The following is a 13874-nucleotide window of genomic DNA, read 5'->3' as shown; positions in this document are numbered from 1 at the left end:
GTGCGCCGGAGCACCGACCCGGCCCGCGGCGACCGCTTCGCCGTCCTCGTCGGCCTCGCCGTCGGCATCGCCATCGCGCTCGCCTCGGCGGCGACGCTGGCGCTGATCGAGCGCACCCATCACGACGATCTGGCGCTGACCACCGAGCGCGTGACCCGCTCCATCGGTAGCGCCGTCGCCGACACCGTCGGCCGCGCCGTCGGCTTCGGCATCCCGCTCCGCGACCTCTACGGCGTCGACGCCTACCTGGAGGACATCATCCGCCGCAATCCGGAGGTCGCCGCCATCGCCGTCACCGACGACAGCGGCCAGACGCTGTTCCAGGTTCCGCCCGAGGCGCCGGCGGGTCCGCAGGTCTCCGTCCAGATCCCTGTCGGCGCAGCCGCCGTCGGCCTCATCGTGGTGACGCCGTCGCAGCGCATCCTCGATGTGGTGGCGCGCACGCTTGCGGTCACCGTCCTCAGCGCCAGCCTGTTCGGCGCCCTGCTCGCCGGCATCCTCGCCCGCGCCTTCGCCACCGAGCGCATCGATCTGCGCCAGGGCCGGCTCGTCGCCTCGCTGCGCGCGCTCGCCCGCGGTGGCTTCGGCGACTATTCCCCCGTCGGCGGCGACAGTCCCCTCCACACCCTCGGCGCCGCCTTCGCACGCCGCCTCGCCCCCGTCCGCCGCGAGGCGCGGCAGGCGCTGGCGCTCGCCGACGAGATTCGCGCCGTCGACTTCGATTCGAGCCTCGGCCCACGCGTCGACGAGGCGCTGGCGCCGATCGAGGGCAAGATCCGGTTCGATGCCACCCATCCGCCCGGCCGGCGCCGCACCTGGAAGGGTTGGTGGGCGGTACCCCTGCTTCTGGTCGGAACGTCGGTGCACCCGCTGGTGCCGAGCTTCGCCTTCGACCGCCTCGACCCCGGCCTCCTGCAGTCGCTCGAGGTCTCGGCATCCGTGGCCGCCCAGTTCCTCGGCTGTGCCCTCGGTCTCCTCGCCGCCCTCGCGCTGGCGGGACGATCGGCGGCCGCCACCGTCGGCTTCGGGACGCTCCTCGCTGGCGCGGCCACCGCCGCGACCGCGATCATCCGCGACCCGACGATCTTCCTCGCCCTGCGCTTCTGCGCCGGGCTCGGTCTGTGGGCGGCGCTTTGGGTGGTGCTGCTCCAGCCCGGCTTCCGGCTGCGCCGGCCGTGGTTCTGGAGCCTGATGGTGCTGGCCGCGCTTGCCGGCTCCGGCCTCGGCGGCCTCGTTGCCGAAGCCCTCGGACGCCGCGACGCCTTCGCTGCCGCAGGCCTCGGCATCGTCGTGCTGGGCCTCGTGGTGGTCGCCCTCGTGGAGCGTCCGCTCGCCGTGCCCCGTCTTCGGCTGGCTCCGCGCCCCGCCGAGCTCGTCGCGGTCGGGACCTCCTTCGCCGTCGCGATGACCTGGCTCGAGCTTGCGCTCGGCACCGGCGACCTGCGCTACAACTATGCCGAACTCGGTCTGCACTTCTGTCTCGCCGGCGTCGCCGCCGCCGGCGTCTTCGTGGCCCGCCGCACGCCGGGCGCGGCCCTGGGATTGCTCATCGCCGCCGCCGGCCCGGCGCTCGGCGCGCTCGTGCCGGAGCTGGCGGCGATCGCGAGCCTGCTCGTCGGGCTCGGAGGCGCGATGGCGCTCGTCGCCGTCGGCGGGCGCGTCTGGGCACCGGAAGGGGCCTTCGCGGCGATGATCGGTGGCGTCGCCGGAGCTTGCGTGGCCGGCGGCGCGGCTTGGTTCGACGTCGAGCCCGCCATCGCCGCCGCGATCGTCGGTGTCGCCGGCGCGGCGCTCACGGCCCTGCTTGCGATGCGCCAGCCAACCGGCAGCGCCGCAGTCCCCGGTGTCGCGCCGGCACGGCCGGGAGCCTGACGCGATGCTGCTGCGCACCCGCATCACGCTGTTCCTGTCGATCGCCTTCGTGCTGGTGGCCGGCGGGCTCATCCTCGCCGGCATGCGCCGCGAGGAGATCGCCGACGAGCGCTTCGCCGAGGTGGCGATCGACGGTCAGCGCTCACTCTGGCAGAGCCTCGTCGCCGACGAGCTGAAGACCGTCACCGTCATCGGCGACGATCTCGTCGCCCAGATCGCACGCGCCCGCCCGGTCGACGTGCCGCGCCTGCGCCAGGTTGCCGCCAGCGTCATTCCCGCCGCCGGCGACCTCTTGCGCGGCGTCGAGGAGGTGCAGGTCGTCGACGCCTCCGGCACCATCATCTACACGAACCGGCCCTCGATCGGGCAGCGCCCGATCCTCGACGCCTCCGCCCTCGACCGCGTGCTTTCCACCGGCGTCGTGCTCGGCGGGCTGCGCCAGGACACGCCCGACCGCTACGTCATCGCCGCCGGCGTTCCGGTGTTCGCGTCGGGCCGGCCGTTCGCCGTCGTCACCCTCGCGCGCGGCGCCGACGGCGTGCTGACGCGCTTCGCCGACGCCTTCGGGGTCCCGACCTTCCTCGTCTCGCTGCGCGGCCGCATGGTCGTCGGCACCCAGCCGGACCTCTGGCAGGCGCTGATGCCGCAGATCCCGCCGCGCTCTGCCAATGTCTCGATCTACGAGGATGACGATCGCCTGTTCCTCGCCACCAGCGTGCCCGTCCAGGACCTCGTCGGCGGCGCCGCCGGCACGCTCGTCACCTTCCGCGATTCCAGCGAATCTTTGGGCGAGGCGCGCGACTTCCAGCGCGCCACCCTGGCGGGCGTGGCGATCTTCGTCGCCCTCATCCTGGCTGGCCTCTACATCTACCTGCGACAGGCGTTCCGGCCGCTGGAATCGGCCATCTCCGTGCTGCAGGCGCTCTCGGCCGGCGACACCAACGTGCGTATCGAGGACGCCGGCGAAGGCGAGATCCGCCGCATCGCCGAGACCGTCGCCGTCTTCCGCCGCAACGCCATCGCGGTCGCCGAGAACCAGCGCCAGGTCGAGCGCCAGCGCCGCCGTCAGGAACGGCTGATCCGCCGCCAGATGGAGGCCCTCGCCCGCACGCTCGAGGCCGACGGTCGCGAGCAGGTGCTGCAGGATCTGCAGAGCATCTTCGGGCGCCAGAAAGTCGCGCCGATCGCGGTCGCCACCGTCAAGCGGGCGGGCGACGAACAGCTCGGCCTCCTCGCCGCCGTGCTGCAGCAGATGTCGGCGCGCATTTCCGACCAGCACGCGCGCCTTACCGAGCTCGTCGCCGAGCTGCGCGAGGCGATCATCACCCGCGCCAAGCTCGCCGGCCTGCAGCAGGAGCTCGAGATCGCCCGGCAGCTGCAGCTGTCGATCCTGCCGAAGCCACTGCCGCTGCGCAGCGACGTCGCCCTGCACGGCCTGATGGTGCCGGCGAAAGAAGTCGGCGGCGACTTCTTCGACTATTTCTTCCTCGATCAGAAGTCGCTCGGCATCGTCGTCGCCGACGTTTCCGGCAAGGGCGTGCCGGCGGCGATGTTCATGGCGATGACGCGCACGCTCCTGAAGGCGACGACGCTGTTCTCGATCTCGCCGTCCGCCAGCATCGAGCGCCTCAACGCCGTGCTCGCCGCCGAGAACGACCAGATGATGTTCGTCACCCTGTTCTACGGCGTGCTGGATCTGACGACGGGTCGCCTCACCTACGTCAATGCCGGCCACAACCCGCCGTTTCTCTGCCGCCCTGACGGCTCGGTAACGCCGCTGCCCCGCTCAGGCGACATCGCCATCGCCGTCTTCGAGGAGGCGCCCTACCGCGAGATGACGATCGACCTCGCCGCCGGCGACCTCGTCTTCCTCTACACCGACGGCGTCACCGAGGCTTTCGACATCGACGGCACCGAGTTCGGCGAGGAACGTCTCGTCGCGCTCCTGAAGGAGCTGCCGGCCGGCGCGAGCGCCGCCGATGTGGCGAACTTCATCGTCGAGGGCGTCCACCGCTTCGAGCGCGGCGCCAACCAGGCGGACGACATCACCAGCGTCGGCCTGCGCTACTTCGGCGCCGCGGCCGCTCCGGGGACGGAGGCGACGCCGCTCCCGCCGCCGGCTCCGCTCTCGTCCTCGTAGGCGAGGCAGCGTTCGAGCAGCACCGCGGCCGGCCGGTCACCCGGGGCCATCTCGAGGCAGGCGCGAAAGCGCTCAGCGGCGGTGTCCGGAAGCCCTTGCACGAGCGCCATGACGCCGCGCTCGTGCTGTTCGATCAGCCGGCGCTCGTCGTCTGAGACGCTGCCCACCCGCCCGACGAGGGCGTGGATCGGCTCGATTGAGCTGCGGCCGCGCAGCGTCGCGTGGTCGACCATGCGGAAGACGAAGCCGTCGCCGGCGGCCGCGCGGGTGTCGTGCGCGACGAGCACCCGCTGGCCGTAGCGCTTCGCTGCCTCCTGCAGCCGCGCCGCGACGTTGACGGCGTTACCGATGACCGTGAAGTTGCGGCTCTGCTCGGCGCCGATATCGCCGACGATCACCTCGCCGGTGCCGATGCCGATCGCGACATCGATTGCCTCCGCCCGCGCCACGCCGCTCTCGGCGAGTTCGCGGCGCAGCGCCGGCAGGCTCTCGATCTGGCCGAGCGCCGCATTGCAGGCGTCGATCGCCTGCTCGCCGGCTTCGGTGAACGGCGGCCCCCAGCACGCCATCACGGCGTCGCCGATGAACTTGTCAGTGATGCCGCCGGCCGCCCCGATCGGGATCGTCATGGCGGTGAGGAAGCGGTTCAGCACCGAGACGAGGCTCTCCGGGTCGAGCCGCTCCGACCAGCCGGTGAAGTCGCGCAGGTCGGCGAAGGACACCGTCATCACCTGCCGGGCGCCTTTCAGGTCCTCTACGCCGCCGCGGTCGAGGATGCGCTCGACGATGCGCGGATCGACATACTCGCCGAACAGCCGCTTCAGTTTGCGCCGCTTGCGCTGCTCGGTGATGTCGGAGAACACGACGATGACGCCCTGCCGCTCCGGCGCACCGTCGCGCTCCAGCATCAGGAACGTCGAGGTGACGTGCAGGTCGACGCGGTGGCCACCGACGGTCACCGAGACCTCGCGGCTGTGGGTCGCCTCGTTCTCGTAGACGGCCTTCAGCACCACCTCGTTGAAGTCGTCGAAGCTCTCCTCCATGAGGAAGACCTCGCCGAACGACTGGCCGACGGTCGCTTGCGGATCGAGCCCGAGGATGCGGCCCGCGGCGGCGTTGAAGGTGATGATGCGGCCCTGGAGGTCGATCGTCGCGACGCCGTCGCGCATGTCGGCGAGGATCTTCTCGTAGATCAGGCTGCCCAGTTCGCCGTCCGCGCCGCCCACGATCGTCTGCCTCGCCACCTTCCGCCGCCGCGGCACCATAGACCGACTCGGCATCGCGGGGGAAACGCCCCGCCCCGAGCGCGAACGCACCCGCCTGGTGTCGGAACGCCGCTTGGTTCTTCGTCTAAGAGGGGCATGGGCGCGACGCCCGTGCCGAGTCAGGAGGAAAAGTGATGCGTGTGATGGTGATGGTGAAGGCGACGGCCGATAGCGAAGCCGGCCTGATGCCCGAGACCGAGATGTTCGAGGCGATGCACGCGTTCAACGAACAGCTGATCGAGGCCGGCATCATGGTCAGCGGCGACGGCCTGAAGCCCTCGTCCAACGGCAAACGCATCGCCTTCGACGGAACGAGCCGCACCGTCATCGACGGCCCCTTCGCCGAGACGAAGGAGCTCGTCGCCGGCTTCTGGATCTGGAACGTCGCCGACATGGACGAGGCCGTCGCCTGGGTGAAGCGCTGCCCCAACCCGATGCCCGGCCCGAGCGAGATCGAGATCCGCCCCTTCTACGAGGCGTCCGACTTCGGCGAGACCTTCACGCCCGAACTCGCCGCCCAGGAGGCCGCGATGCGCGACAAGCTCGCCGGCCACTGACCCCCTCCGGGGTGCGGCCGGCTCGCGTCCCGGATGCGGCGTCCGGACCGGTGCGGCGGGGCTACTCCGCCGCCTCCGCCGCCGGCACCGGGTCCTTCCACGACAGCCGCGGCGATCGCGCCGCCCGCGTCTCGTCGAGGCGGCGGCGCGGGGCGAGCCGCGGCGCCTGGCGGAAGCGCTCGGTGTCGCCTGCCTTCGCCGCCATCGCGAGGTCGCGCAACGTCGCGATGAACAGATCGAGGCTCGCGAGCGATTCCGACTCCGTCGGCTCGATCAGCATCGCCCCGTGCACCACCAGCGGGAAGTACATCGTCATCGGGTGGTAGCCCTCGTCGATCATCGCCTTGGCGAAGTCGAGGGTGGAGACCCCCGTCCCTTCCAGCGACGAATCGTCGAACAGCACCTCGTGCATGCACGGCCGGCCGCCATAGGGGGCGTTGAACAGGTCGGAGAGCCGCGCCTTGACGTAGTTGGCCGACAGCACCGCGTCTTCTGAGGCCTGCCGGAGCCCGTCGGCGCCGTGCGCCAGCATGTAGGCGAGCGCGCGGACGTACATGCCCATCTGACCGTGGAAGGCCGTGAGCCGGCCGAACGGCGTCTCGCCCTCGGCGAGCCCCTCCTCCGTCTCGATGAGCACCGGCTCGCCGCCCTCCAGCCGGATGAACGGCAGCGGTGCGAATGGCGCGAGCGCAGCCGACAGCACCACCGGTCCGGACCCCGGGCCACCGCCGCCATGCGGCGTCGAGAAGGTCTTGTGCAGGTTGATGTGCATGGCGTCGACGCCGAGGTCGCCCGGCCGCACCTTGCCGACGATGGCGTTGAAGTTCGCCCCGTCGCCGTAGAAGAACGCGCCCGCCGCGTGCACCGCCTCGGCGATCTCGACGATGTCGCGCTCGAACAGGCCGCAGGTGTTCGGGTTGGTCAGCATGATCGCCGCGACGTCCGGCGACAGCAGCGCCTTCACAGCGGCCGGATCGACGGTGCCGTCCTCCCGCGCCGGCACCGGCACCACCTTGTAGCCGAGCTGGGCGGCGGTCGCGGGGTTCGTGCCGTGCGCGGACTCCGGCACCAGCACGATCGAGCGGCTCTCGCCGCGCGCCGCCAGCGCCGCCTTGATCGCCATCATGCCGCAGAGCTCGCCGTGCGCGCCCGCCTTCGGCGACAGCGCGACCGCGGCCATGCCGGTCATCTCGATGAGCCAGTGCGACAGCTCCTGCATCAGCTCGACGGCGCCCTTCACCGTCGACAGCGGCTGCAGCGGGTGGATGTCGGCGAAGCCCGCAAGCCGCACCATCGCCTCGTTCAGCCGCGGATTGTGCTTCATCGTGCACGAGCCGAGCGGATAGAGGCCGAGGTCGATCGCGTAGTTCTGCCGCGACAGCCGCACATAGTGGCGGACAGCTTCCGGCTCGGTCAGGCCCGGCAGTCCGAGCGGCGCGCGGCGGGCGTGTTTGCCGAGGCGGCTCGCAGCTTTCGGTGCCGGCGGCAGGTCGACGCCGGTGACGTCGGGCCGGCCGATCTCGAAGATCAGCGCTTCCTCGATCTGCAGGCCGCGGTTGCCGGTGAAGGTCGCGACCGGGGTGTCGGCCTCGGCCTCGGCCGGGCGGGTCGGGCGTCCCTGGGTGTTCATCATCACAGCACCTCGGCAAGCGCCGCGGCGAAGGCGGCGCGGTCGTCGTCGGTCGTGGTCTCGGTGGCGGCGACGAGCAGGAGATCGGCGAGTTCGGGGCGTCCGGGCTCGAGGCGCGACACCGGTACGCCGGCGATGATCCCCTTCGCGGCCAGCTTCTCGACGATCGCGGCGGCGTCGCCCGGCAGGCGCACCGTGAACTCGTTGAAGAAGGTGTCGTTCAGCACCGTCACCCCCGGCACGGCAGCCAGCGCATCGGCGGTCGCCGCCGCACTCGCGTGGTTGATCGCGGCGAGCCGCGTCAGCCCCGCCTCGCCCAGCAGCGTCGCGTGGATCGAGAAGGCGAGCGCGCACAGGCCCGAGCTCGTGCAGATGTTCGACGTCGCCTTGTCGCGGCGGATGTGCTGCTCGCGCGTCGACAGCGTCAGCACGAAGCCGCGCTTGCCGTCGGCGTCGACCGTCTCGCCGCAGAGACGCCCCGGCAGCTGGCGGATGAACTTCTCGCGCGTCGCGAAGAGCCCGACATAAGGCCCTCCGAAACCGAGCGGATTGCCGAGGGACTGGCCCTCGCCGACGACAATGTCTGCCCCTTGAGCGCCTGGCGGCTCGATGGCGCCGAGCGCCACCACCTCGGTCACCACGGCGACGAGCAGCGCGCCGACGGCGTGCGCCTTCGCCGCGATCGGCGCGAGGTCGATCAGGTGCCCGTAGACCGACGGCGACTGCACGACGACGCAGGCTGTGTCTCCATCGATGCGGGCGAGGATGTCCTCCGTCGCCTCCGGGTCCGGCGGCAGCGCCTCGACGGTGTCGCCCGCCATCCGCCCGAGCGTCTCGACGACGGCGCGGTACTGCGGGTGCAGCGAGCCCGACAGCACCGCCTTGTTCCGCCGCGTCAGCCGGTGCGCCATCAGCACCGCCTCGCCGCAGCCGGTGGAGCCGTCGTACATGCCGGCGTTCGCGACCTCCATGCCGGTGAGGCGCCCCACTTGGCTCTGGAACTCGAACAGCACCTGCAGCGTGCCCTGGGCGATCTCGGGCTGGTAGGGCGTGTAGGAGGTGAGGAACTCCGATCGCTGGATCAGGTGGTCGACGCTCGCCGGCACGTGGTGGCGGTAGGCCCCCGCCCCGACAAAGAACGGCACCGAGCCGGCGGCGACGTTCTTCGCCGCCATCCGCCCCATCAGCCGTTCGACCTCCATCTCGCTCTTCGTCCTCGGCAGATCGAGGAGCCCGGAGAGCAGCTTGTCGCGCGGCACGTCGGAAAACAGTTCGTCGACGGCGCCGACGCCGATCGTCGCGCGCATGTGGGCGCGGTCGTGGTCGGTCAGGGGATGGTAGCGCATGGGAAGCGTCAGTCCTGGTTGAACGGGTCGCGGCGGCAGCGCGCAGCCGAGCGGGCTGCGCGCCTCACGTCAGGCGCGGTCCTCGACGGTGATCTCGGCGGTCAGGGAATTGGCGATGTAGCAAGCCTCGTGGGCCGCATGGTGCAGCGCCAGGATGTCCTCGTCGGTCGGCCGCTTGGCGCCGGAGAAGACGATGCGCGGCCGGAGCTTGATCGCGACCACGCCGGTGCGCCCGTTCGGCGCCTTGCCCATCGTCGCCACCGCCTCGTCCTCGTAGGAGTCGACGATGAAGCCCTTCTTCGAGGCCATCGCCAGGAAGAACAGCATGTGGCAGCTGGACGTGGCGGCCGTCAGCGCCTCCTCGGGATCGACCGCGTCGAGCTTCGACAGCGGCGGCGGCAGCACGAGCGGCGAGGCCGAGGCCGGCACCTCGACGCCGCCGTCGAAACGCCAGACGTGGGCGCGGGAGTAGGCGTTGCCGGGAAAGGTCTGGCCGTTGCGGTCCCAGGCCACCGTCGCGAAATACTCGTGTGCCATGATCCTCGTCCTCAAAGGGTCGCGAGATAGGCGTCGTAGGCGGCGCGATCCATCAGGTCGGACGGCGTGCCGTCGAGCTTGATCTTCATGAACCAGCCGGCCCCCTCGGGGTCGCTGTTCACCGTCTCCGGCGCGTCCGGCAGCGCGGCGTTGACCTCGACGACGGTGCCGGCCACCGGCGCGAACACGTCGCTCGCCGCCTTTACCGATTCGACCACCGCCGCCTCGGCGCCGGCCGCGACGACCTTGCCGACCTCAGGCAGCTCGACGAACACCACGTCGCCCAGCTGCTCCTGGGCGTAGGCGGTGATGCCGATGGTGGCGACGTCGCCGTCGACGCGGATCCACTCGTGGTCCTTGGTGTAGTGGGTGCTCATGGGCGGTCCTCGGTCTCGACGGAAGCAGGGACGGGAAAGGGCTCAGCGCTTGTAGCGGGCGGGCACGAACGGCAGCGTGACGACGCGGGCCGGCAGCGGCTTGCCGCGCACGATCAGCGAAAGCTCGGTGCCGGGGGCGGCGAAGGCGGTTTCGACGTATCCCATCGCCACCGGGCCGCCGACGGTCGGCCCGAAGCCGCCCGAGGTGACGTGGCCGACCTGTCGGCCGTCCGCATGAATCTCGGCGCCCTCGCGCGCGGGCGCCCGCCCCTCGGGCTTCAGGCCGACGCGCTTGCGGGATGGGCCCTCAGTGAGCTCGCGGCGGATGCGGGCGTCGCCCGGAAAGCCGCCCTCCTCCCGCCGCCGCTTGCCGATCGACCAGACGAGCGCCGCCTCGACGGGGCTCGTCGTCTCGTCGATATCGTGGCCGTAGAGGCAGAGGCCGGCCTCCAGCCGCAGCGAATCGCGGGCGCCGAGGCCGATCGGCTTCACCGCCGGATCGGCGAGCAGCGCCTGCCACAGCGCCACCGCATCAACGGAAGCCACGGAGATCTCGAAGCCGTCCTCGCCGGTGTAGCCGGAGCGCGAGACGTGGCAGTCGAAGCCGGCGACGGTGGCCGGCCCGCCAGCCATGAAGGCGAGGTCGTCGGCCGTCGGCGACAGCCGCCGCATGACGGCCGCTGCCTCGGGCCCCTGCAGGGCGAGCAGCGCCTTCTCGGGCAGCGGCGTCAGGGTGATTCCCGCCGGCAGGCCTTCGGAGATGAGGGCGAAGTCGCCCTCCTTCCGCGAGGCGTTGACGACGAGGAACAGTCGCCCATCCTCGGCCGCGTCGGCCGGCCGCGTCACCATCAGGTCATCGACGATGCCGCCTTCGGCGGTGAGGAGCTGGGTGTAGCGGATGCGGCCGGGCGCGAGGCCGGCGATGTCGCCGGGCACCAGCCGCTCGAGGGCGGCGGCCGTGGTCGCATGGTCGGGGCCGGCAACGATCGCCTGGCCCATGTGGGAAACGTCGAACAGCCCGGCGTGGGTGCGCGTCCAGACATGCTCGGCGAGGATGCCGTCGGCGTACTGCACCGGCATCAGGTAGCCGGCGAACGGCACCATGCGGGCGCCCAGCGCCCGGTGCGCGTCGAGGAGCGGCGTCGAGTGCAGCGGCGCATCGGACGCCGACGGCTCGGTCACGTCCGTGTTGACGGAAGGATTGGTCATGCTCGGTCCTGCGCTTCGAGGGCGATTCCACCTCGACCCCGGCGAATGCCGGAGCCAAAGGTCGAATCAGCCCCCTCTGTCGCAGGAACCTGAGAGATTTCCCGGCTCGGTCGCGGCCTGGGAGGGGCCGCTGAGGGAGCCGGTTACTCCGTCGGTGAGCCGCCGGGCACTGGCCCGCCGGCTGCTTTCCAGAGCGTCACGTTCGGCGCGCGGTCCATTCGCCTGAGAGTTTCCGGGGCGGTTGCTCCTTCGGCGCCGGCGGGGCTTGCGCTCCGCCGAACTCTCCCGCGCGCGTCACTGCCGCCTTGCGGCGGACGGGACGGCAAGTCCCAGACAGGCGGTAACGAGCGCCCGTCCGATCGGGACCATGGATCGGTCGATCGAGGCTGTCAATTGCGACACCCGGCGCGTCTCGCCGCGCCTGAAGAGGCAGTCGCCCTGACCGGGCATGCTCCGCTATTCGAGCGGCTCCGCCCCGTCGGGAAGATTGTGCTCTTCCCATCCGCTGCGGGGGATCGCTTCGCCGAGCCGAAATGCGAACGCCACGACCCGGGTCAGGTCAGGCGCGAGCTCGCAGCGATATTCGATGTTGAACCATTGCTTCCCGCTCCTGATCGCACCGCCTTCGGCAACCACCGCGTGGGCGCTGATCTTCGTCTCCGCCATCGCGTAGGCGACGACGCTGTCCGGCTCGAAGCGTGCGTCCCAGGCGTGCACCTGCTCCATCGCCTCGATGCCGCAGAGCTGCACCATCTGGTCCGCGGTGCCGAATCCGGCGAGCGCCACCCGCGCCGCGCGGCTGCGTGGATCGGCGAGCACGTCCGAGGACATCAGGTGGTCGGCGCGGACCATGTCCCCCGGGCCGTCGTCATCCGCCGCAGGATCAATGCTCGTAGGTTCGGCAGGGTCCGGTTCGACGACCGGAGGATGCGCCAGCGCGTTCCGGGACGCCGGCTGGCGACCAGCATCGGGCGATGGCAGCGGGGCGCGCCGGATCTCGACGATTTCCACCTCGATCCCACGCTGACGTGGGACATTCATTTGCACGCCCTGCGGCAGCACAGACACCAGCACCGCAACCGCGGCATGAAAAGCGACAGACGCCGCGATCGCCCATCGAAAAGGCGATCGCATCGCTGCACGATCCACGGCCGCTCGCCAACGGGGCCGAGGGCTGTGGCCTACTGAACGTCGACCGTGACGACGCCGTCCTGCGGCTTGCCGCCCTTGCCGCCGTCGTCGAAGCCGACGAGGATGCGCAGCACGCCGACATTGGGCACCACTACATCGCTGTCGACGAAGGCCCAGCTCACCGACGCCTCGGGCGGCGTCAGCGTCGTCCTGACCGTGTGCAGCTTCGAATAGACCGGCGTCTCGCCGTCCTTCACCACGACGATGCGGACCGGCAGCGACATCTCTCCGCCGCCGCCCTTGCGGCCGGCCAGAACCCGGCCGCCGACACCGACGCGGATGCGGATGTTGTCGCCCTCCAGCGCGCATTCGCGCGCCGTCTCCGTCAGCGTCGCCTGGAAGCCGACGGCGTTCGGGTCGCCCGGCTTGCCACCCTTGAAGATGACGTGCGTCTGGGTGCCCTCGCGCTTCGTCACCGGCGGGCAGCGGACGATCGTCTTGTAAAGGTTCGGATCCACCTCCTGCGGCTCCTGCACGGAGCCGCGCAGGAACTGGCCGAGCGGCGAACTCGCCGAGGCGGCGCCCGGCTCGGTGTTGCCGAAGCACCCGGCGAGACCCACCCCGAGGGTGGCGAGCACCGCCGCCGGAGCGATGCGCCGTGCGAACTGAGCCAAAGCGTGCGCCGTCAAGTCGACCTCTCCTCGTCGCCCGTCACCGTCGCGGGCCTCGTTTCGTCGCGCCCCCGCGCGCTTGACACCCGGCGACCCGCTACTTCTATTGCGGAAAGCGGGGCGGCACCAAGGCCGGCCGCGCGAACGAGCCCATGCGCAGCGATCAAAACCAGCCCCTTCCGCGCCTCGACGTCCTGTTGTGCGCGCCTCGCGGTTTCTGCGCCGGCGTCGACCGGGCCGTGCAGATCGTCGAGCTGGCGATCGAGCGCTACGGAGCCCCTGTCTACGTCCGCCACGAGATCGTCCACAACCGATTCGTCGTCGATGCGCTGAAGGCAAAGGGCGCGGTCTTCGTCGAGGAACTCGACGAGATCCCCGAGACCGGCCAGCCGGTGATCTTCTCCGCCCACGGCGTGCCGAAGGCGGTGCCGGCGGCGGCGCGCGACCGCCGCCTCCTCTATCTCGACGCCACCTGCCCGCTGGTCTCCAAGGTCCACCGCGAGGCCGAGATCCAGCATCGCAAGGGCCGCGAGGTCGTGCTCATCGGCCACGCCGGCCACCCGGAAGTGGTCGGCACGATGGGCCAGCTGCCGCCCGGCGCCGTTTCGCTGGTCGAGACCGTCGCCGACGCCGAGAGGTTCGTGCCGCAGGACCCGGCGGCCCTCGCCTGGATCACCCAGACGACCCTGTCGGTTGACGACACCCGCGAGATCGTCGCGGCGCTGGAGAAGCGCTTCCCGGCGATCGTGCCGCCGCACAAGGACGACATCTGCTACGCCACCACCAACCGCCAGGAGGCGGTGAAGGCGGTGGCCGGCCAGGTCGACGCCATGGTCGTCGTCGGCGCCCCCAACTCCTCGAACTCGCAGCGCCTGCGCGAGGTCGCCGAGCGCGCCGGCTGCCCACGGTCGTTCCTGGTACAGCGGGCCGCCGAACTCGACTGGTCCGCGATCGGCCCGATTGCCCGCCTCGGCCTGACGGCGGGCGCGTCCGCACCGGAAGTGCTGGTCGAGGAAGTCATCGCAGCCTTCGCTGAACGCTACGAAATCCACCTCGAGAGTGTCCGCACCGCCGAGGAGACCGTGGCCTTCAACCTGCCGCGCGAGCTGCGCCAGAGCGCGGCGGAGTAGGACCGCCCC

At 71.2% G+C, this 13874-nt stretch carries 12 protein-coding genes and 1 riboswitch; of the genes, 4 read left to right on the top strand and 8 right to left on the bottom strand.

All coding sequences use genetic code 11. From position 1 onward, the window contains the following. Positions 1-1872, top strand: a complete 1872-nt coding sequence (locus RUR49_RS18800; protein ID WP_409147938.1) for a hypothetical protein — start codon at positions 1-3, stop codon at positions 1870-1872. A gap of 4 nt (positions 1873-1876) precedes the next feature. After that, positions 1877-4012 (top strand): SpoIIE family protein phosphatase, encoded by a 2136-nt coding sequence (locus tag RUR49_RS18795; protein ID WP_409147937.1) that lies wholly within the window; start codon positions 1877-1879, stop codon positions 4010-4012. Here the strand turns inward: RUR49_RS18795 and RUR49_RS18790 are convergent. Next, positions 3937-5238, bottom strand: a complete 1302-nt coding sequence (locus tag RUR49_RS18790; RefSeq protein WP_409147936.1) for an adenylate/guanylate cyclase domain-containing protein — start codon at positions 5236-5238, stop codon at positions 3937-3939. The two genes, RUR49_RS18795 and RUR49_RS18790, sit on opposite strands and share 76 nt — an antisense overlap. A gap of 173 nt (positions 5239-5411) precedes the next feature. On the opposite strand from RUR49_RS18790, the gene RUR49_RS18785 reads away from it, so the two are divergent. Further along, the gene (locus RUR49_RS18785; protein WP_409147935.1) at positions 5412-5834 is read left to right on the top strand and encodes a YciI family protein; all 423 of its coding nucleotides are present in this window, start codon (positions 5412-5414) and stop codon (positions 5832-5834) included. A 61-nt stretch (positions 5835-5895) separates the two neighbouring features. On the opposite strand, the gene gcvPB is transcribed toward RUR49_RS18785, so the two are convergent. The 7 genes from gcvPB to RUR49_RS18750 all read right to left on the bottom strand — a co-directional run bounded on the left by gcvPB (position 5896) and on the right by RUR49_RS18750 (position 12753). Then, complete coding sequence (gene gcvPB, locus RUR49_RS18780; protein ID WP_409147934.1) at positions 5896-7467, bottom strand: aminomethyl-transferring glycine dehydrogenase subunit GcvPB; 1572 nt, start codon at positions 7465-7467, stop codon at positions 5896-5898. Continuing rightward, complete coding sequence (gene gcvPA, locus RUR49_RS18775) at positions 7467-8810, bottom strand: aminomethyl-transferring glycine dehydrogenase subunit GcvPA (protein ID WP_409147933.1); 1344 nt, start codon at positions 8808-8810, stop codon at positions 7467-7469. The genes gcvPB and gcvPA overlap by 1 nt, the downstream gene beginning before the upstream one ends. Before the next feature lie 69 nt (positions 8811-8879). Then, on the bottom strand, positions 8880-9347 hold the full coding sequence (locus RUR49_RS18770) for an OsmC family protein (RefSeq protein WP_409147932.1): 468 nt from the start codon (positions 9345-9347) through the stop codon (positions 8880-8882). Between the two features lie 11 nt (positions 9348-9358). Beyond that, the gene (gcvH, locus tag RUR49_RS18765; RefSeq protein ID WP_409147931.1) at positions 9359-9724 is read right to left on the bottom strand and encodes a glycine cleavage system protein GcvH; all 366 of its coding nucleotides are present in this window, start codon (positions 9722-9724) and stop codon (positions 9359-9361) included. A gap of 42 nt (positions 9725-9766) precedes the next feature. Then, positions 9767-10933, bottom strand: a complete 1167-nt coding sequence (gene gcvT, locus RUR49_RS18760; protein WP_409147930.1) for a glycine cleavage system aminomethyltransferase GcvT — start codon at positions 10931-10933, stop codon at positions 9767-9769. Positions 10934-11133: 200 nt separating this feature from the next. Next, positions 11134-11231: riboswitch (glycine riboswitch) on the bottom strand. Between the two features lie 158 nt (positions 11232-11389). Next, positions 11390-12067: a DUF930 domain-containing protein gene (locus RUR49_RS18755; RefSeq protein ID WP_409147929.1), complete on the bottom strand. Its 678-nt coding sequence runs from the start codon at positions 12065-12067 to the stop codon at positions 11390-11392. 47 nt (positions 12068-12114) lie between these two features. After that, positions 12115-12753, bottom strand: a complete 639-nt coding sequence (locus tag RUR49_RS18750; protein ID WP_409147928.1) for a hypothetical protein — start codon at positions 12751-12753, stop codon at positions 12115-12117. 134 nt (positions 12754-12887) lie between these two features. Between RUR49_RS18750 and ispH the strand changes: the two genes are divergently transcribed. Next, the gene (ispH, locus tag RUR49_RS18745) at positions 12888-13865 is read left to right on the top strand and encodes a 4-hydroxy-3-methylbut-2-enyl diphosphate reductase (protein WP_409147927.1); all 978 of its coding nucleotides are present in this window, start codon (positions 12888-12890) and stop codon (positions 13863-13865) included. The last annotated feature ends 9 nt before the right edge of the window (positions 13866-13874 follow it).

The sequence above is a fragment of the Pseudoxanthobacter sp. M-2 genome, assembly GCF_046156265.1.
GTDB lineage: Bacteria > Pseudomonadota > Alphaproteobacteria > Rhizobiales > Segnochrobactraceae > CAMDHY01.
This window is presented reverse-complemented; position numbering and strand designations above follow the sequence as displayed.